Raw genomic sequence first — 20,038 nt, 5'->3', positions numbered from 1 at the left:
CGTATGCACCACTTACATCATTGTAGTCCGAGATAGCCGCGCAAGACCGTGGCGCTGACATCACCGGGGGTGTGTATGGCCATAATGACCGGACGGGATGAGTGAGAGAAGAATGCGGGCAACACTCCCGTCAGTTCATCCTCGGAAGATGCCTCCATATACTCGAATCCATAAGCTGCGGCAAGCTCTCGCAGAGGGAACGGACGCTCCGCCACAAGAAACCTGTCAAGGATAGGCATCGAACGTGTCGCATCTATGAAACGGAATATTCCACCCCCGCCATTGCACAGGACTGCCATGCGGAACGTGGACGGGATGCACGGAGCCGCCAACGCACCTATGTCATATTGCGCACTCATGTCGCCGGTAAGCAGAAGTGTCATGCGCTCCGGAAAAGCCGAAGCCGCTCCTACTGCTGTTGATGTCGAACCGTCGATGCCGCTCACTCCACGATTGCTGTCGGAACGGGAGCATTGCAATGCGGGGAACAATTGCGCATAGCGCACCGACGTTCCGTTGGACAGCTGCAAGGCGACACCTTCGGGAATAGCATTCATAAGTGTATGCACGGCACGGAGGTCACTCCAGGGTGCCGAGGCAAGGTAACGGTTGTGAATATCCTGTGCCTCCTGCGCTTTTGCCATCCATTCATCATGATATGCCGACCGGCAGCCGCTTGTACCTGCTTCCATGAGTTCCTTCACCAAATCCTCGAAAAATGGAGTCGCATCCATTTCTATTCGCCGGGTCAGCGACTGGAAGCAATCTATCGTAATGCCGGAAAGCCCGACATGCCAATGTTCACGCGGACTCACTCTGCGCAGATATTGCTTGATGAAACGTGACACTATCGCACCCCCGAGCGTAATCACCACCTCCGGGCAAAGACAGTCAAGCTCCTCACAATTGATAGTACTGAGCACCGAATCTATGTCATTGATAAAGCCGGGAGACAGTACATTGGAAATCGTCTCGGTCATGACCGCCACATTGCCCGATGCAGAGAGTCGACGCAGAGCCTCGCGCAGACGGGAGTCCGGTGCATGGAATCCCGCGATAACCAGCACGCGTGATGTTCTTGCCACCACATCGGCAAGTTCCCTCGCATCAGCTTTCGACAAAACGGCATCCGGAGATATCGTCGCGATGGTACGGGAGACCCAACGGTCGTTTCCCTGCGAGACCGTACCGCCGAGCGGGGCATCGAGCTGTATGTTGATATGTACGGGAGCCCTCCGTCCCGACATTGCCGAAATCATCGCGTCGTTGACCATGCGGTTGACATACCACTGAATGGTCGGCGACGAGCAGTCGGCAGGAATATTGTAGCTTCCCTTCACATAATTGGCAAGCGCCTCATATTGGCGCAACGTCTGGCTGTCATCCTGGTCGATCCACTCCATCGGTCTGTCGGCCGATACCACTATCAGAGGTATTTTCCTATAATAAGCCTCGGCCACAGCCGGCGCATAGTTGAGCAATGCGGTTCCCGACGTACACACCAACGCCACCGGACAATCTGTCACAGATGCCTTTCCCATAGCTATAAAAGCCGCACTGCGTTCGTCGATTACCACAGTGGTGCGGATAACTCCGGAAGCGTTCAGAGCCAACATCACCGGCGCATTACGCGAACCGGGCGACACCACCGCCTCCACTACACCATGCTTCTCAAGAAGCGACACAAGTATACGGCACGATTCCTTGTCAGTATTTACGACAACATCTTCTTTCATGAGAGCAAAGGTACGAATAAGTCGAGAGCAAAAGCAAATTTATTTGATTTTGCCGAGCGTGAGTATCTAAGACGTAGTCAAAGGTACGAATAAGTCGAGGGCAAAAGCAAATTTTATTTGATTTAGGCACATGTCAACACATAAGCATGGAAAGGACGCTACAAAAAAGGACGCATGTGAGCATCATGTCATGCTAATTTGTTATATATTTGCAAATGCATCTGCAACCTCAAAATAAAGCCGTATGAAGCAAATAGATATAATGGTTCCCGTCACGACAATGCATGACGATGAACTAACCGAAACAGATTTCATCCTCGTAAAAAGAGCCAGAGAAGCTACTTACCGTTCATATGCTCCCTACAGCAAGTTCCATGTCGGAGCGGCCATATTGCTCGACAACGGCGAGATTGTCACAGGCTCCAATCAAGAGAATGCCGCCACGCCGTCGAGCCTGTGCGCCGAGCGCACCGCCGCTTACTATGCCCATTCCACATATCCCGATGCCAAGTTCATGACGATTGCCATCGCTGCGCGCGACACAACCGGAAAGGAGCTTAAAGATCCCATATCGCCATGTGGGGCATGCCGACAAGCTTTGTTGGAATTCGAAACGCTTGCAGGCCACGATGTACGAGTGATACTCGCCGGTAGCGACCAATGCCATGTACTCGAATCCGTCCATTCACTGCTCCCGTTAAGCTTTACCCACTTCGAATGAAGTGATGACATGGCTGTAATCAGACGGTAGACTAAGAGGTCGTTTAAAAAACAACATACCCCGCCACATTCCTCCGCATCCAAGCGGCTTAATAGCGGGGTATGATTTTGTCATATTCAGTCATGATGATGATGATGCTTGAAATGCTTCTTCATCTTTTTCTTGTAGTGCTTGTATGCTTTTTTACGCGCCTTGTAGACATCCTCCATGTAGTCGTCATAGTCATCGTAATAATCGTCGTCATAACCGACATACATCATTGACGGCCCGTAAAAATAAGCGCCGTGACGGGCATTGTGACGCAGTTCCTTATAGTAGGCTTTACGTGCTTTCTTGATTGCCTTTTCATAATGCCTCGGTGACGGCGCCGCTATGCCGAGACCTATAGGAGCCGGAGGTGGTGCCAACATCAAAGATATCGGAGCAGGCCGGACGTTTGAAATATGGAAATTGAACCCATAGGTACCGGCATCAATCGAATAGAATTGTGCTGATGCCCCTGAGACACACAGCCCAATCAATGCTGAGGTAAGAAAAATCTTGCGTAACATAATTCATGTGTCTTATTGCATAATAAACACCTCATGCCTACCTATTGTTTTTCGCATAGATTTCGGACGACCCGTAAAAAAAGCGCCGTACCGGAAATCGGCACGACGCACATATTCGGTTTGCTATTGATACAACACTCAGATATGAATCAGAAACGTCTCAAGCCAGATAATCACCATACCTGCAAGATACCCGAGGAAAGCCATCCAGGTAATACGTTTCATGTACCACATGAACGGAATCTTCTCTATACCCATAGCGACCACTCCCGCAGCCGACCCGATTATCAACATCGAACCGCCAACACCCGCACAGAATGTAAGCAGATGCCAGAACAGACCGTCCTCGACAAAAGCGGCCATATAGGCCGGATCCGCCGATGCCTGTATCATGGCCTCCGAAGCCACTGGATACATGTTCATACATGCGGCCACGAGAGGCACATTGTCTATTATGGATGACAGCACACCGATGATGCCGTTGATTATGTAGGGCTGATGTATCGCCTCGTTGAGCCATGTGGCCAAAGCGGTAAGTATGTGTGCTTCCTGCAATGCGGCCACCGCCATGAGGATGCCGAGGAAAAAAAGTATGGTAGGCATGTCTATAGACTTCAACGCGCCGGAGATGCGTCCCTCCATCTTGCCGTCAAGCTTATAATGACGCACCACAAGTTCTGTCACAAGCCATATAATGCTCAACGATATCAGTATCCCCATATATGGAGGAAGTCCTGTGACAGCCTTGAAAAACGGCACAAACAACAGGCCGCCGACCCCGATCACGAGAATAAGTATGGAAAGATTGTGATGCTCTTTCGAAATCTCGTATCCTACACGCTGATCCTGAGTGTTGAGAGCCTCCACGGGAGCGGGCTGTATCTGACGCGATGCAAGAAATACAGGAATAACCACCGACACGACACATGGCACCAGAAGATTGACAATCAAGTCAACGGAGCTGACATAATTCTTCATCCATAGCATGATGGTGGTTATATCTCCGATAGGTGACCATGCACCTCCGCTGTTGGCGGCTATTACTATGACACATGCGAAAAGCCAACGCTCCTTCTGCTCTTTAAGCATACGTCGCAGCATCATGACCATGATGATAGTAGTCGTCATATTGTCAAGAATGCTCGACATGAAGAACGCCACAAATGCAAGCACCCACATCAATCCCCTTTTATTATCTGCATGTATACGGTGAACTATGATATTGAAACCACCGTAACGGTCTATCAGTTCAACTATGGTCATCGCTCCTATCAGGAACACAACTATCTCACATGTATCACCAAGAGCCACCACCAAATCATGTGAGGTTGCCGGGTCATGGCTCGAAAGGGCGTAAATCGCCCAAAGCACACCACACATCAGCAACGCAAACGTGCCTTTGTTGACATGAATAATATGCTCAAATGCTATGAGCAGATAGCCTATCACAAAGACTATCAACATCAATGTAACCATACTAAGAAAAATATTGGATTTAGGTGAAATTGCATCATACCGGATTCAACGAGAGGAAATCGGGTAAAACAGGTGCAAAAATAGCGATTATTTCCTTAATTTTGCAAAAATTTATCCAAAGGAAGAAATGTCAAGGAAACGCAAGGAACTCCCGGTGCTGGAGCATGTGGAAATAACCGATGTCGCAGCCGAAGGCAATGCATTGGCCAGGGTCGACGGACTCGTAGTGTTCGTGCCGTTTGCCGCACCGGGCGACGTGGCCGATATAAAATTGCTCAAAAAGCGGAAAAGCTATGCCGATGGCCGGATTGAGCGCCTGATTACACCGGGAGAGATACGCGTGACTCCCCGTTGCGATCATTTCACCGTGTGCGGAGGTTGCCGTTGGCAACACCTGCCCTACACTTTCCAGCTCAAATGCAAGCAGCGTCAGGTAGAGGATGCATTGCAGCGCATAGCCAAAATCGAGATTCCTCCGGTCAACCCTATCATAGGGTCGGAGAATATATGGGAATACCGCAACAAGATGGAGTACACATTCTCAAACAAGAAGTGGCTCACACGCGAACAGCTTGAATCAGGCGAGGAATTCGCCGACCGCGACGGTGCGGGCTTCCACATCCCCGGGGCGTTCGACAAGGTGCTCGACATCGAGCGTTGCCATCTCCAGGACAATCTCGGCAACCGGCTCCGCAACTTCATCCGCGACTTCGGACATGCACACGGGTATACATTCTACGACCTGCGCCAACAGCAGGGGTTGTTGCGCAACCTGATGGTTAGAATAACATCTACCGGCGAGGTGATGGCCCTCATGCAGTTCGGCGAGGATGATTCCACAAAAATATCCGAACTCCTTGACACGGTAGCCCGGGAATTTCCCGAAATCACCTCGCTACTATACGTGGTCAACACCAAAGTCAACGACACCATCGGTGACCAAAATGTAGTGACATTCAAAGGCCGCGATTTCATCGAGGAAGAGATGGAGGGACTGCGATTCCGCATCGGACCGAAGTCGTTCTATCAGACCAACTCACGCCAGGCCCATGAGCTATACAAGGTGGCACGCGACTTCGCTGCCCTCACCGGCGACGAACTCGTCTACGACCTCTACACGGGCACAGGCACTATTGCCAACTTCGTGTCGCGTAACGCGCGCAAAGTCATCGGCATCGAATATGTCGCCGACGCCATAGCCGACGCAAGGATCAATTCAGCGGAAAACGGCATCGGGAACACTGAATTCTTTGCCGGAGACATGAAAGACGTGCTGACCGACGCATTCATTGCCGAACATGGACGTCCGGATGTGATGATCGTGGATCCTCCCCGCGCGGGAATGCACGAGGATGTGGTGGGCGTCATACTCAATGCCGAACCGCAGCGTATAGTCTATGTGAGTTGCAATCCCGCCACGCAGGCTCGCGATCTCGCCATGCTCGACGCAAAATATCGCGTCGAACAGGTGCAACCGGTCGACATGTTCCCACACACGGCACATGTGGAGAACGTCGTGAAGCTGGTACGCCGCGACAATAATCCGGCCAGCTGAAAAGTCACACAAGACGTCCGTCGACCACACGCAGATGATCGGTCGATGCCATCACAGAATTATAGTAACGGGTATTTCCTGTGACCTCCTGCCCCACAAACGGCGGGAGGCTTACTTGTTCGTCCTCTGACGAAAGTTCAACTTCAGCCACGACAAGCCCTTCATAGTGGCCGTGGAATTCATCGACCTCCCATTCACGCCCTTCAAATTCCACCACAAAACGCTCCTTGTCGATTACCGAGCCTGCGGCACAGCGTTGGAGCATCTGCCGTGCGTCATCTACCGGAATAGGATACTCCCATTCATCACGCGCCGAGCCGATATTCGCGCCTTTCACCGTAAGATAAGCTCTGTCGCCACGCAAGCGCACACGGATGGTAGCCCGAATCTCTGACGAGAGATAACCCTGCATGATATGGGTGCATTCTCGAGCCATATGCCTGTAATCATGATTTTTTACCAAAAATTTACGTTCGATTTCTACTGCCATGCTTTTTACGTTTAGGAATGGAGGCAAAACATAGTTGATACGGCAAATATAACGCATTTTTATCTTGAAACGGCACTTTTGTGGCTATTTTTTACTAAATTTGTGGGTTGATAGGCCATGGCCGTTCTCCACAAACCATCTGACAGAATGACACCCAACGACACTGAACAATATAACCCCACGTTTTCCGATATCAATTCATCCGACGTATCCGGCAACGAGAATACATCGAACTATACCGGCGATGACATAAAGACCCTCGACTGGCGCGAACATATCCGCCTGCGCCCCGGCATGTATATCGGCAGTCTCGGCGACGGTTCGCAGAGCGATGACGGAGTGTACGTACTGCTTAAAGAGGTGCTTGACAACGCCATCGACGAGTACATGATGGGGTTCGGGAAGCATGTCGAGGTCGTGGTGACAGACACTACCATAAGTGTCCGGGACTATGGCCGAGGCATACCTCTTGACAAGCTTGTCGATGTCAGTTCCAAGATGAATACAGGCGCCAAGTACGATTCCAAGGCATTTAAGAAATCGGTCGGTCTCAACGGCGTAGGCATAAAGGCGGTAAACGCTCTCTCAACCGACTTCTACATCCAAAGCTGGCGCGACGGACTCACTCATGCCGTCGACTACGAACGCGGCGAGATGGTGAGCGACAGTCCCGTCGAACCGTCGGACCAGCCCAACGGCACACTTGTGCGTTTTACTCCCGACGCCACCATATTCCGCGACTATCGCTATCACGAGGAGTATATAGTGCGCCTGATCAAGAACTATACCTTCCTTAATACCGGCCTGTCTATCTTCCTCAACGGAAAACGCTATTTCTCACGCAACGGCCTGCTCGACCTGCTGAAGGAAAACATGACGCAGGATCCACTCTACCCCATAATCCATCTGCGCGGCGACGACATCGAGTGTGTCATCACCCACACACGGCAGTTCGGCGAGGAATATTACTCTTTCGTCAACGGGCAGCACACCACTCAGGGAGGCACACACCTGACCGCATTCCGCGAAGCCATATCGCGCACGGTAAAGGAACATTTCGGCAAAAATTTCGAATATTCCGACATACGCGGCGGCATCGTAGCGGCCATATCTGTAAAAGTAGAGGAGCCGGTGTTCGACTCACAGGCAAAGACCAAACTCACTTCGCGCGACATGGGCCCGCAAGGTCCGAGCGTGGCCAAGTTCATCGGCGACTTCGTAAAGAAGGAGCTTGACAACTATCTCCACATAAATCTCGACACAGCCGATATCCTGCTGAAGAAGATACAGCAAAACGAGAAAGAACGCAAGGCCATGGCCGGCGTCACCAAAGCCGTGCGCGAAAAAGCCAAGAAAATCGCCCTCCACAACAAGAAACTGCTCGATTGCCGAGTGCATCTCAGTGACGTCAAAGGCGACGACGACCGCAAGAACGCATCTTCGATTTTTATCACAGAGGGAGACTCGGCTGCCGGATCGATCACGAAGATACGTGACGTTGACACCCAGGCTGTATTCTCACTCCGTGGCAAACCGTTGAACACCTACGGCATGCCGCTTGTTGATGTCTACAAGAACGACGAGTTTGCCCTGCTGCGAGCCGCCCTCAATATAGAGGACAGCATCGACGACCTCCGTTACAACAATGTGATTATCGCCACGGATGCCGATGTCGACGGGATGCACATACGCCTGCTACTGCTTACTTACTTCCTACAGTTCTTCCCCGAACTTATCAAGAAAGGGCATGTCTACGTATTGCAGACACCGCTGTTCCGCGTACGCAACAAGAACGTCAACCGTCGCCGTGGATCCGCCAAAGGGAAAAAAAGTTCCCAGGGCACCGACGAAACATACTACTGTTACACCGACGAAGAGCGTATAGCGGCAATAGAAAAACTCGGCAACAATGCCGAAATCACCCGATTCAAAGGTCTCGGAGAAATCTCCCCGGAGGAATTCCGAGGGTTCATAGGACCGAACATGCGCCTCGACCTCGTAACCCTCCGGAAGGAGGATGCCGTAGGCGAACTGCTCGAATTCTATATGGGCAAAAATACCTCCGAACGCCAAAACTTCATCATTGACAACCTCGTAGTAGAAGATGACTCCCAAATATCGTGAGCGTATAGCCCTTTATCCGGGCACATTCGACCCATTCACCATCGGCCATATGTCGATAATAGAACGTGGTCTTGAGCTCTTCGACCGTATAATAATCGCTGTCGGCATCAACGACTCGAAACGCAGCTACAGGCCTACAGCCGAAAGAGTCGAACAGATCAAGAATATCATGGCCGACGAGCCACGTGTAGAGGTCACGAGCTACGACGGCCTCACCGTCGACGTGGCGAAGGACTTTGGCGCCCATTTCATACTGCGCGGTGTGCGCACCGTTGCAGACTATGAGTACGAGCGTAATCTCGCCTACGCAAACCGCAGTATTTCCGGCATAGAGACCGTGCTCCTCTACACTCTGCCGGAGCTTCAGTACATCAGCTCGACAATGGTGCGCGACCTCGACCGCTGCGGCTACGACATAAGCAGGTTCGTCCCAAAATCCGGACCGACCGAACACTCCGGCACCAATACTCATTATTAATGATGGAATACATTATTTACAATCTACGATTCAACTGAAAACCTATTGATGAGACACTTTTTTCACACCATATTGTCGGCTGCCGTGCTGACCGTATCAACGATACAGGCATCAGCCCAAATGGGTTCTCTTCCGCCCAACCGTAAACTCCAGATTGCAGAGGAACTAATCGCCCATTATTATGTAGAGCCGGTAGACCAGGACACGATAGTCGAGGAAGCCATACGTGCCATGCTAAAGACTCTCGACCCGCATTCAGCCTATTCCACCCCTGAAGAGACCAAGGAACTCAACGAGCCCCTCAATGGAAACTTCTCAGGTGTCGGTATATCCTTCAACATGGCCTCCGACACACTCTACGTGATCTCGACCATCTCCGGTGGGCCGTCGGAGCGCGTCGGCATACTGCCCGGCGACCGCATAATCGAAGTCGACGACACCATAATAGCCGGAGTGAAAATGAAGAATTCCGACGTGATGCGTCGTCTGCGCGGACCAAAAGGATCACGCGTCAACGTAAAGGTGCTTCGCCACAACGTGCCCGACCTTATCGACTTCGCCATCACACGTGCCGACATACCTATCTACAGCGTGGATGCAAGCTATATGGCTGACCCGACCACAGGCTACATACGCATCTCACGTTTTGCCGAACAGACCCCAAAAGAGTTTGCCGAAGCACTTGGTAAACTCAAAAAAGAGGGCATGAAGAACCTGATCATAGACCTACAGGGAAATGGCGGAGGTTACCTCAATGCCGCCCAGGAAATTGCCGCCCACTTTCTTGGAAAAGGCGACCTTATCGTCTATACCGACGGTCCTAACACACCAAGCCACTCCTATCGCGCACCTCGCGACGGCGATTTCCGCGACGGACGCGTGGTAGTGCTCGTAGACCAGTATTCGGCATCGGCAAGCGAGATCCTTTCCGGGGCCATTCAGGACCATGACCGTGGTGCCGTAGTAGGAAGGCGCACATTCGGTAAGGGACTCGTGCAACGTCCATTCCCATTCCCCGACGGATCGATGATACGCCTGACAGTAGCCAAATATTACACTCCGTCGGGAAGATGCATACAGAAGCCATATGTGAAAGGAGACCTCGATGACTATGCCCTCGACATAAAGAACCGGTTCGACTCCGGGGAGCTGATGCACCCGGACAGCCTCAGGAAGGTAATGCCGGACAGCCTGAGATTCACCACACTGAAACGCCAGCGCACTGTCTATGGCGGTGGCGGCATCATGCCCGACGTGGCTGTGCCCCTCGATACCGCATGGTTCACACCATATTACCGCGATTTGATGGCAAAGGGCTTGATTGTGCGATATACAATCGGTTATATCGACAGCCACCGCGCCTCTCTATTGAAGGAATATCCTACCGAAAAGGCTTTTGCCGACCGTTTCAAGGTGACCGACGAGATGCTGAAGTCATTGTCCGACAACGCCGAGGCTGACGGAGTGGCAATGAAACCCGAAGAATACGAGAAAAGCCGAGAATATATCGCGATGGTAGTGAAAGCCCTTCTTGCCAGAGACCTTTATGATTCAGGCTCATACTACCGCATAGCCAATATGCACAACCCGACATTCACCGAAGGTCTCAGGCTGATCAACTCTCCACGAGAATATGAACGGCTGATCAATGGTGACACAAACAACAATGACAAATAATGAAAGAAGAAATCATATCGGCTCCTTCGTCGGAGCGTACCGTTCTCGTAGGGCTTATCACTCCTCAACAGCCGGAGGCAAAAGCCAACGAATATCTTGATGAACTCGCATTCCTGGCCGACACCGCCGGAGCCGTCACAGAGAAACGGTTTCTCCAGCGTGTGGACTACCCAAATCCGCGCACATTCGTAGGCAAAGGAAAGCTGGAGGAAATACGCCAATATGTCGAGGACAACGAGATAGGCCTCGTGATATTCGACGATGACCTTACCACCAAGCAGGTCGCCAACCTCGAACGTGAGCTGAAGGTGAAGATACTCGACCGCACCAGCCTAATCCTCGACATATTCGCAAAGAGGGCGCAGACAGCAAACGCCAAGACCCAGGTGGAACTGGCCCAATACCAGTATCTGCTGCCACGACTTACACGAATGTGGACACACCTCGAGCGCCAGCGAGGTGGCATAGGCATGAGAGGTCCAGGCGAGACACAGATTGAGACGGACCGCCGCATCATCCTCGACAAGATATCAAGGCTGAAAGCCGAATTGGCTAAAATAGACTCTCAGAAGTCGATACAGCGCAAGAACAGGGGGAAGCTCACACGTGTGGCCCTTGTCGGCTACACCAACGTCGGCAAATCCACACTAATGAATCTGCTTAGCAAGAGTGATGTGTTCGCCGAAAACAAGCTTTTCGCAACACTCGACACTACCGTCCGAAAGGTCATAATCGACAACCTCCCCTTCCTGCTGACAGACACTGTCGGATTCATACGCAAGCTCCCGACCCATCTTGTCAATTCATTCAAGTCAACCCTCGACGAGGTCAGAGATGCCGATATTCTCGTCCACGTGGTAGATATAAGCCATCCTCAGTTCGAGGAACAGATTGAAGTGGTAAACCGCACTCTCGCCGACATCTGCGGCAAAGACAACGACAAGAAGATGATCGTGGTGTTCAATAAGGTGGATGCGTTCACATACACCCCGAAGGATGATGACGACCTTACTCCCCGCACCAAGGCCAATATGTCGCTCGACGAGCTTAAGACCTCATGGATGGGACGCCTCTCGGACAACTGCGTGTTTATCTCGGCCAAGGAGCAGACCAATATAGAGGAGTTGCGCCAGAAACTTTATGAGATGGCCAAGGAAGTCCACACCCAAAGGTTTCCTTACAACGATTTCCTATATCAGACCTATGATGACATCGACGCCTCTGCTGACGATGACTCAGCAGCTGTCGATAAATAATAACATATTTACATACAGAGAGTTTAGACCAATCATTTCAGACAACTTACAATGGCTAATTTTCGCGAACTTACTATTGACGAAATCACACAGTTGCGACAGAACGGATGCCACAGCAACGAATGGGTACGCGTCAAGGTTGCCGATCCATTCCGGCCCGACAACTATCACGATTGCGTGTTCATGGGTGACATACGACTCGGAATCACAGAAGGGACTTTACGCGGAGTAGGAGGACTCGACTTCCCCACCGGCATCTACGGTGCCACACTGCGCGACTGCGAGATAGGCGACAACGTGCGCATAAGCCATGTCCGAGAATGCATCGTAAATTACCTGATAGGGGCCAACACATGTATCTCCAACGTCGGCTCTATCATCTGCAACGGACGCACTGCATTCGGCAACGGCGTGAAAGTAAATGTGATGGAAGAGACCGGCAGCAGGACAAATCTCATCTACGACAAGCTTTCAGCACAAATCTCATTCCTACAGACAATATATGCCGACAACCGACAGCTGATCGAAGCGCTCCACGCCATGATAAGGCGTTACGCCGAAGAGCATTCAGCCGACCGAGGAGAAATCGGAGCATATGTCACGATAACCGACACAACCCGCATACAGAATGTACGCATACTCAACCGTGCCACGATAAGCGGGGCATCCGCGCTCATAAACGGCACGGTAGGATTCAGAGCCACAGTAGGATGCAACGTAATCGCCGAAAATTTCATAATCTCCTCGGAGGCCGTAGTCGACAACTCCGTGCTCGTCCATAACTCTTTCGTTGGACAAGCATGCCAGTTGCGCAACGGCTTCACGGCACACGATTCCGTGTTCTTCGCCAACTGCCACATGGAATGCGGCGAATCATGCAGCATATATGCCGGCCCGCACTGTGTGTCACACCACAAATCGACACTGCTTATAGCCGGATATTACGCCTTCTTCAACGCCGGCTCCAACTCCAACCAGAGCAACCACCTGTACCGCACCGGGCCTATACATCATGGTATTCTCGAACATGGATGCAAGACCGGCAGCAACAGCTATATCATATGGCCCGCACGATTCGGAGACTTCACCCTCGTACTGGGCAAACATAGCCGTCACCCAGACACCTCCGCACTCCCCTACTCCTATGCAATCGGCCAACCCAACGGAGAGACACTGATATATCCCGGCGCGAACGTAAAGACCGCCGGCACCATACGCGACATACTCAAATGGCGCATACGTGACAAACGTAGTCACGACATTCCGAAACTTGACTACGTGAATACCGTATCACTCAGTCCGGTAACGGCGCTCGTGCTCTATCGTGCACTACGTGTGCTCGAGAAAATAGAAGCTGATGACAACTATGATTATCCACGCCGCCATAATTTCAGGATAAAACGGGAATATATAAGGAAAGGCCGCGAATACTACGCTCTCGCCATCGACTATTTTATGGGTGAGACAATAGTCAACAAACTGCTCCACACGTCGTTGGATGCCAACAGCCCGTTATGGGAACAATTACGGGAAGAACCGGTGGAAACCTCAGGCGATTGGGCCGATGTGGTATCACTTATCATGCCGGAAGAAAAAATCACCGACATATTCAACTCTATAATCGACGGACGCATCTCCTCTGTAGAGCAACTTGCCGAACGGCTCAACTACGAAGGTTCTCAATACGACCACTATGCATGGGCTTTTGTATGCGAGAACTTCCGTAACTGCTATTCAGTCGACATCAAGGACATAACCCCTGAAATTCTCATTTCTGTCATCAATCGCTGGACCGACTCCGTACGTGCACTCGACCAGATGAGACGCGAGGATGCCTTGCGCGATTTCTCACAACAACTCTCTAACGATAACGAGTCTGAGCTTCCCGGAGAATGGCAGGGCCTGAAAATCGACGATACTACATTTAATCCGGAAAGCAACTCTCAGATAATGTCAATGCACAATCACTATGTGCAGGCTCTCCTTGATGCGCATCAGGTGACAACCACACTGCGACGCACATTCAGCCTTGACGAGAACTGACAGCTCAATTCAATAAAAAGTACATATAATAACATTACTTTTCCACCATATAAAGATATGAAACATCTATCTATCGCCACCGGCGCATCTCTCCTACTCATTGCTGCAGCATGCAGCAACAATGAATGGCATGTGAAAGGCGTTCTCGAAGGGGGAGCCGACAAGGAGATTCTTGTACAGGCATCCGACAACGGACGCTGGTATACTCTCGATACCATAACCACAGGAAAGAACGGACGTTTCGACTACTCGCACCCCGCACTCGGCCGCCCCGACGTGTACCGTCTGACTTTAGGAGGCCGCAGCATATATTTTCCGGTCGACAGCATCGAGACAATCAACATAACCGCTTCCGACAGCGCATTTGACTCCTCCTATACGATTGAGGGAACACCGGGAGCACAAGCAATGATGGATGTCGACCGACGGCTCAGAGAAGCCGTAACCGCGAAAGGCGCTCAGAAAGCACTCACCGACTCGGTTCTTAAGCGCGAACTCGCCCAGACCATCCTTGCCGATCCTGCCGGAATAGTATCATACTACATCATTTCCAAGCAGATCAACGGACAATATCTGTTCAACCCCTCCGTGCGCTCCGACAACCGCGTGATAGGTGCGGTGGCCAACGCCTATACGCAGCAGCGCCCCGATGATCCTCGCACATCCTACCTCAAACAATTGTATCTCGCAAACCGCGTTGCCATGAATCCGTCGGCAGGTACTCCCGCCGACACCATACATGCTACCGAACTTGCCTACTTTGATATCGCCCTCACGAACCAGAAGGGCGACACGCTCACACTGTCTGATGCCGTCAACGGCAACAAAGTTGTGCTTCTGAGCTTCACGGCCTATACCGCCGAAGGTTCCACGGCCTACAATGCCCTTCTCGCCGATGCCTACCGTCGCTACCACGACCGAGGCCTTGAGATATATCAGGTTGCTTTCGACGACGACGAATTCCAATGGAAGAAATCGGCCAATAACCTCCCGTGGCTCACGGTCTACCATCCCTCTACACAAGATGCCCAGACACTGCTGAACTACAACGTGCAGTCGCTTCCAACCACCTTCATCATCGCCGACGGCCAGATAGCCGACCGCGTCCTCGACCCCTCCACTCTCCCCACCATCCTCTCACCCCGCTTCTAAATATCGCGTCAGGCGCAATGGTCAAACTTCAAGTAATGATATGCACTTACGATGCAGACGGAATCAAGAGGACGGCCAAATCTCTGCATCCGTCTGTACCGGAAGTGGAATATCTTATCGGATGGCAGACCGGCGATAACGACTGCGCCATACCGGAAGAACTAAAACGCCCGGATTTCAAGATATTTCCTCATGCAACAAAAGGCTTGTCTAAGAACCGGAATTATCTGCTGTCGAAAGCCACGGCTCCAATCCTCCTTGTCAGTGATGACGATGTAGATTATACTGTTCCGCAACTTAAAAGCGTCATCGATACTTTCGAAGCCAATCCCGATTATGACATAATTGCATTCCGCTATAATTCCGCATTTTGCGGAAAGAACTATCCTGACAGTTCATTCAACCTTTGGAATCCACCGAAAGGATACTATGTTTCATCTATTGAGATAGGCATTCGCAATGGAAACTATCTGTCGAGTTTGAAATTCAACAAATATTTTGGATGTGGTAGTGGTACATTCATTGCGGGCGAGGAAGATATATTTCTTAATGACTGCAAGAAACTCAATCTAAGAGCAATATATTTCCCCCACACGATTTGCACGCATAATGCCGGAGAAACAACATCAGAAAGAAACCAATATAATCCTTGTTATATCCAGACAAAAGGAGCTGTCTTTATTTATATCCACCCTTTATCTTGGCCTTTACGCATGCTTGCCCATGCCGTTAGAGAAAAAAACATTCCAAGATACAATTATATTGCAAATTGGATAAAAGGCGCATTCAAAGCACTTCGCCTACAGGTTAAATCTAACTAATTTTCAGAGTCTGCTAAGTTCATGGATAGACGAATGGAATCAATAATCCCAAAAGTATCTATTATAGTATTAACTTATAACCAAGAATCTACAATTAGAAGAACTTTGGATTCGATACTGATGCAGAAATGCGATTTTAAGTTCGAGATAGTTATCGGTGATGACGCATCAAACGACAATACTCCGAAAATCTGCATGGAATATTACCACAAATATCCCGATATAATCAAATTTATTCATAATGACCATAATAAAGGTGTCGTAAGAAACTATTATGACTGTATAATAGCATGTAGGGGAGAATATGTAGCGGATTGTGCCGGAGACGATTACTGGGTTACTGATACAAAACTACAAAAGCAATACGACATTCTCAAAAATGAACCATTGGTATCAATAGTACATACCAATTGGATGTATGAAAATGTAATATCTAAGGAATTAACTCCACAAGACAAAGCTTTTGATAAAACTGAATACCAACAACCACGGATAAACGGTCGAATCCTTTTAAAAGCATATCTACAAAGGAAAGCCCCGGTCTTAGTACACTCATGCACTTACATGTTTCGTAAATCTTGTTTGTTGGAGCGTTATCGTAAAGATCAGACATTCTTTGTATCAACGGAATGGACCTGTGAAGATGTTTCTGCTATCTGTGCCCTACTCGCCTCAGGAGATGCAGCATTCATTCCAGAAGTAACAATGCACTATAGTATCGGAGGAAAAACCTTATCTTCAGCAGAGAATTATAGCAAAACTTTTGACTTCTATTACGGTGCAATTCTACATAACCACTACATCGCAACTGCATTAAATATAAATCAATCCGAACTTAAAAACTACTATACTACTTCGTTACACTATATCTTAATGCAGGCAATTCATTCTTTTGATAAAAAACGTCGTAATAAATGTATTAAACTTATATCATCCTATAAATTTCCCATAAAATTGAAAACAAGGCTTGCCATCATTCTCACATGCAACTCTCTCTTATGGCATATATTCAATACGTTGAATAATCGAATTTAGAGTTATGATGGAATCGGTACTGACGGTGGTTATTCCGGTACATGACCGGGAAAGGATTGTCGGGGCGACATTGGAGTCGCTTGAGCGACAAGGATTGATGTGTCCCATGATATTGGTCGACAACAACAGCAGCGACGGCAGCTTTAACGTGCTGAAGGAATGGGCCGACGCACGTAACGCCAAAGGCGGCTGCGTCACCGTGTTGCAAGAGACCATGCCGGGAGCTGCCGCAGCGCGCAACAGGGGACTACGCGAGGTGGACTCTCCCTGGGTGATGTTTTTCGACTCCGACGACCTAATGCTCGAGGGACATCTCAACAGGATAATAAAAGCCATCAATGATTTCCCCGATGCCGACATAATAGGCTGGGACGTGGCTGTCAGGCAACTTGACGGAACGGAATCAAGGAGAGTATTCGCCGACCGCGATTTGATGTTCCGCAACATGTTCAATGCCATATTCGCCACACAACGCTATGCAGTGCGCACAGATTTTTTCCGACATGCCGGCTCTTGGGATGCAAGCGTAATGGGATGGAACGACTACGAGACAGGCATGCGTCTCGCCGCCATGAATCCACGCACCGTGAAACTACAGGGCGATCCTACAGTGCTCGTCGTAGAGCAAACCAAATCAATCACCGGCACCGACTATTCCTCAGGAGCCGCCAAATGGGAGCACGCCATCGATTGCTGCGAGGCCACCCTCCGCCGCCACGGACTCATGCGGGAATTACGTTGGCTCGAACTACGGAGAATTGTCCTTGCAGCCCTTTATGCCCGCGAAAAAAGTCCGGAAGCCTCGCGCCTGTATGATGAAGTGATGAGGCGCACACTTTCGGCACGTCAACGCATGCTGTTGCATGCGGCATATGCCTACACACGCCACGGAGGCCGGGGCATACACTATCTGCTCCGACCGTTCATATAGAGTGCCGCAACGAGTCTGCCCTGTCAGCTATTTGAGGTAGTTTAAAAACATCCTTTAAACTACCATTCGTAGGCGATTGTCAGGCCGAGAGCGTTCAGTGTCATCGTACGTCCGGTCCATGTATAGTTGTTGGCCGATGTGATCAACTGGTATGTGATGCCAAGGTCGACAGCCTGCTTTGAGTTGGAGGAGTTTACCGGGAAACGCATGCCAAGCGACGGTCTCAGATAGAACTGGCCGTTGTTTGACAGATAACCGTTGTCAAACTCCAGATAATTGTTGCCCAAAAGGAATGTAGCACCAATACGCAAGTCGAAATAAGCCGACAATGCATTCTGTGCTCCACCAAACGTGAAACGGAAGTCTGTGAACAATGGCAACATCGCTCCGGTCTTATTGGCACCGTGCTCCCAATACCCCGGCACATCGGAACGCGACAACGACCCGTCGTAGTTCGAGAATGCCACATCCACACCCAATCCGACACCCATATAAAACCATGAGGTGTACTGAAATCCCTGTGATGTAGACACGCTCAAAATGTTGGCCCGGCTGCTCCCTATCCCGGCCAGCGCGGAGGCATCGACGAATCCCTTATACTGCCACGAACCCGAAAGAGCCGGACGCAACAGTTGCGGAAGCTGGTTGGCGAGTTCATAATACTGAGCCGAAGCGCCAGCTGCCATCGATAGTGCGAGTGCCGCGAATGCAATACGTTTCATCATTTCTCTACTTGAATTTAGAGTGTCTTTTTTAATATCGAAGCCATTCCGGCACATCGGTCAGAATGGCTTCGTTATTATAACGTATGCAAAAGCAAAATAGTTATATCCGTTGACATAAAGCCCAACGAATAGGCCTATAATGCCAAATATATCGTTTAGAGGTGGTTGTTTTTAACAACATCTTATGTTCCAATCATATCCGGTCGGCAATCCACTGCCCCACTTCATAAGTCTTATAGCCGGGAGTCGAAAGATCCGGAGTCGTGATACCTTTATCAAGCGATGCCTGAACAGCCGAACGTATGGCGGCACCTTCCTCCTTCAGATCGAAATACTCGAACAGCATCGCCACTGAAAGGATCTGAGCCACAGGGTTGGCAATACCAAGTCCCTTGGCCTGGGGCCATGATCCGTGAATAGGCTCGAACACAGGTGTGGATTCTCCGGTAGACGCTGACGGGAGCAATCCCATCGAGCCGGAGATTACAGAGCCTTCATCGGTAAGGATATCACCGAAAGTGTTCTCTGTCACCATCACATCGAAGAAACACGGATCCTGTATCATACGCATGGCCGCATTGTCTACATACATGAAATCGGTTTCCACATCGGGATATTCGGTAGCCATCTCTTTAGCAATCTTGCGCCATAAGCGCGACGATGCAAGAACGTTGGCCTTGTCGACTACAGTGAGATGACGGCGACGTTTGCGGGCATATTCATATCCGACACGCAGTATGCGCTCCACCTCATGGCGGGTGTAGAAGTTGGTGTCCCACGCCTCGTCGTCCCCCTCATGCTTCTTGCCGAAATACATGCCGCCGGTAAGCTCGCGTATGCAAACGAAGTCCGCGCCACGGATTATGTCAGCCCGTAGAGGCGACTTGTCGAGAAGGCTCGGAAAGGTATTCACCGGCCTGATGTTGGCAAAGAGTCCGAGTTTCTTGCGCATGGCCAGGAGACCCTGTTCGGGACGCACCTTCGCATCGGGGTCATTGTCATACCTGGGATCGCCTACCGCGGAAAAAAGCACTGCGTCGCTGTCGCGACACAGCTTATAGGTCTGCTCCGGGAAAGGATCACCGACATTGTCTATCGCATTAGCGCCCACAAGGCCATAGGCGAACTCTACGGTATGGCCGAAGCGCTCACACGTTTTCTTCATCACAAGTACACCTTGTGCGGATATCTCGGGGCCAATGCCGTCACCGGGCAATACGGCTATCTTAAAATTCATAGGCTCGAAATTATTTAGTGACTGTTTTAA

Annotated in this window: 17 protein-coding genes; 11 read left to right on the top strand and 6 right to left on the bottom strand. The window is 50.3% G+C overall.

Features of this window, described 5'->3' with window-relative positions; translation table 11 throughout:
* Window positions 1–17: 17 nt before the first annotated feature.
* Window positions 18–1,736 carry a 2-succinyl-5-enolpyruvyl-6-hydroxy-3-cyclohexene-1-carboxylic-acid synthase gene (gene menD, locus QZ303_RS00975; RefSeq protein ID WP_295727891.1) on the bottom strand — a complete coding sequence of 573 codons (1,719 nt, stop codon included), beginning with the start codon at window positions 1,734–1,736 and terminating at the stop codon, window positions 18–20.
* A gap of 244 nt (window positions 1,737–1,980) precedes the next feature.
* Here menD and QZ303_RS00970 point away from each other — a divergent pair, with 244 nt between their 5' ends.
* The gene (locus QZ303_RS00970; RefSeq protein ID WP_295727890.1) at window positions 1,981–2,457 is read left to right on the top strand and encodes a cytidine deaminase; all 477 of its coding nucleotides are present in this window, start codon (window positions 1,981–1,983) and stop codon (window positions 2,455–2,457) included.
* Between the two features lie 116 nt (window positions 2,458–2,573).
* Here the strand turns inward: QZ303_RS00970 and QZ303_RS00965 are convergent, their stop codons facing one another.
* Window positions 2,574–2,867, bottom strand: coding sequence for a hypothetical protein (locus tag QZ303_RS00965; protein ID WP_295727888.1), 294 nt, complete (start codon window positions 2,865–2,867; stop codon window positions 2,574–2,576).
* A 279-nt stretch (window positions 2,868–3,146) separates the two neighbouring features.
* On the bottom strand, window positions 3,147–4,484 hold the full coding sequence (nhaD, locus tag QZ303_RS00960; protein ID WP_295727886.1) for a sodium:proton antiporter NhaD: 1,338 nt from the start codon (window positions 4,482–4,484) through the stop codon (window positions 3,147–3,149).
* A gap of 127 nt (window positions 4,485–4,611) precedes the next feature.
* Here nhaD and rlmD point away from each other — a divergent pair, with 127 nt between their 5' ends.
* A complete protein-coding gene (rlmD, locus tag QZ303_RS00955) occupies window positions 4,612–6,039 on the top strand; it encodes a 23S rRNA (uracil(1939)-C(5))-methyltransferase RlmD (protein WP_295727884.1) in 1,428 nt (475 codons plus the stop codon).
* Between the two features lie 4 nt (window positions 6,040–6,043).
* Here the strand turns inward: rlmD and QZ303_RS00950 are convergent, their stop codons facing one another.
* Window positions 6,044–6,529, bottom strand: a complete 486-nt coding sequence (locus QZ303_RS00950; RefSeq protein WP_295727882.1) for a CYTH domain-containing protein — start codon at window positions 6,527–6,529, stop codon at window positions 6,044–6,046.
* A 147-nt stretch (window positions 6,530–6,676) separates the two neighbouring features.
* On the opposite strand from QZ303_RS00950, the gene QZ303_RS00945 reads away from it, so the two are divergent.
* Genes QZ303_RS00945 through QZ303_RS00905 form a run of 9 tightly spaced genes read left to right on the top strand, consistent with a single transcriptional unit; the run spans window position 6,677 to window position 18,046 of the window.
* A complete protein-coding gene (locus tag QZ303_RS00945; RefSeq protein WP_295727880.1) occupies window positions 6,677–8,653 on the top strand; it encodes a DNA topoisomerase IV subunit B in 1,977 nt (658 codons plus the stop codon).
* Entirely contained in the window at window positions 8,634–9,131 is a 498-nt protein-coding gene (gene coaD, locus QZ303_RS00940; RefSeq protein WP_295727878.1) for a pantetheine-phosphate adenylyltransferase, read from the top strand. The genes QZ303_RS00945 and coaD overlap by 20 nt, the downstream gene beginning before the upstream one ends.
* 48 nt (window positions 9,132–9,179) lie before the next feature.
* The gene (locus tag QZ303_RS00935) at window positions 9,180–10,808 is read left to right on the top strand and encodes a S41 family peptidase (RefSeq protein ID WP_295727876.1); all 1,629 of its coding nucleotides are present in this window, start codon (window positions 9,180–9,182) and stop codon (window positions 10,806–10,808) included.
* Window positions 10,808–12,064, top strand: coding sequence for a GTPase HflX (gene hflX, locus QZ303_RS00930; protein ID WP_295727874.1), 1,257 nt, complete (start codon window positions 10,808–10,810; stop codon window positions 12,062–12,064). Before QZ303_RS00935 ends, hflX begins: the two co-directional genes overlap by 1 nt.
* Window positions 12,065–12,115: 51 nt before the next feature.
* On the top strand, window positions 12,116–14,107 hold the full coding sequence (locus tag QZ303_RS00925; protein ID WP_295727873.1) for a DUF4954 family protein: 1,992 nt from the start codon (window positions 12,116–12,118) through the stop codon (window positions 14,105–14,107).
* Window positions 14,108–14,164: 57 nt separating this feature from the next.
* Window positions 14,165–15,259 (top strand): TlpA disulfide reductase family protein, encoded by a 1,095-nt coding sequence (locus QZ303_RS00920; RefSeq protein ID WP_295727871.1) that lies wholly within the window; start codon window positions 14,165–14,167, stop codon window positions 15,257–15,259.
* A gap of 17 nt (window positions 15,260–15,276) precedes the next feature.
* Window positions 15,277–16,080, top strand: coding sequence for a glycosyltransferase family A protein (locus QZ303_RS00915; RefSeq protein WP_295727869.1), 804 nt, complete (start codon window positions 15,277–15,279; stop codon window positions 16,078–16,080).
* A gap of 33 nt (window positions 16,081–16,113) precedes the next feature.
* Window positions 16,114–17,115: a glycosyltransferase gene (locus QZ303_RS00910; RefSeq protein WP_295727867.1), complete on the top strand. Its 1,002-nt coding sequence runs from the start codon at window positions 16,114–16,116 to the stop codon at window positions 17,113–17,115.
* 4 nt (window positions 17,116–17,119) lie between these two features.
* Window positions 17,120–18,046: a glycosyltransferase family A protein gene (locus QZ303_RS00905; RefSeq protein WP_295727866.1), complete on the top strand. Its 927-nt coding sequence runs from the start codon at window positions 17,120–17,122 to the stop codon at window positions 18,044–18,046.
* Window positions 18,047–18,105: 59 nt separating this feature from the next.
* On the opposite strand, the gene QZ303_RS00900 is transcribed toward QZ303_RS00905, so the two are convergent.
* Window positions 18,106–18,771, bottom strand: a complete 666-nt coding sequence (locus QZ303_RS00900) for a hypothetical protein (protein WP_295727865.1) — start codon at window positions 18,769–18,771, stop codon at window positions 18,106–18,108.
* Window positions 18,772–18,964: 193 nt separating this feature from the next.
* Window positions 18,965–20,008, bottom strand: coding sequence for a 3-isopropylmalate dehydrogenase (gene leuB / locus QZ303_RS00895; RefSeq protein WP_295727863.1), 1,044 nt, complete (start codon window positions 20,006–20,008; stop codon window positions 18,965–18,967).
* Window positions 20,009–20,038 lie beyond the last annotated feature (30 nt).

This window comes from uncultured Muribaculum sp., assembly GCF_910583865.1.
Lineage (GTDB): Bacteria > Bacteroidota > Bacteroidia > Bacteroidales > Muribaculaceae > Muribaculum.
Note: the sequence above shows the minus strand (reverse complement) of the source record. Positions and strands in the feature narration are given on the sequence as shown.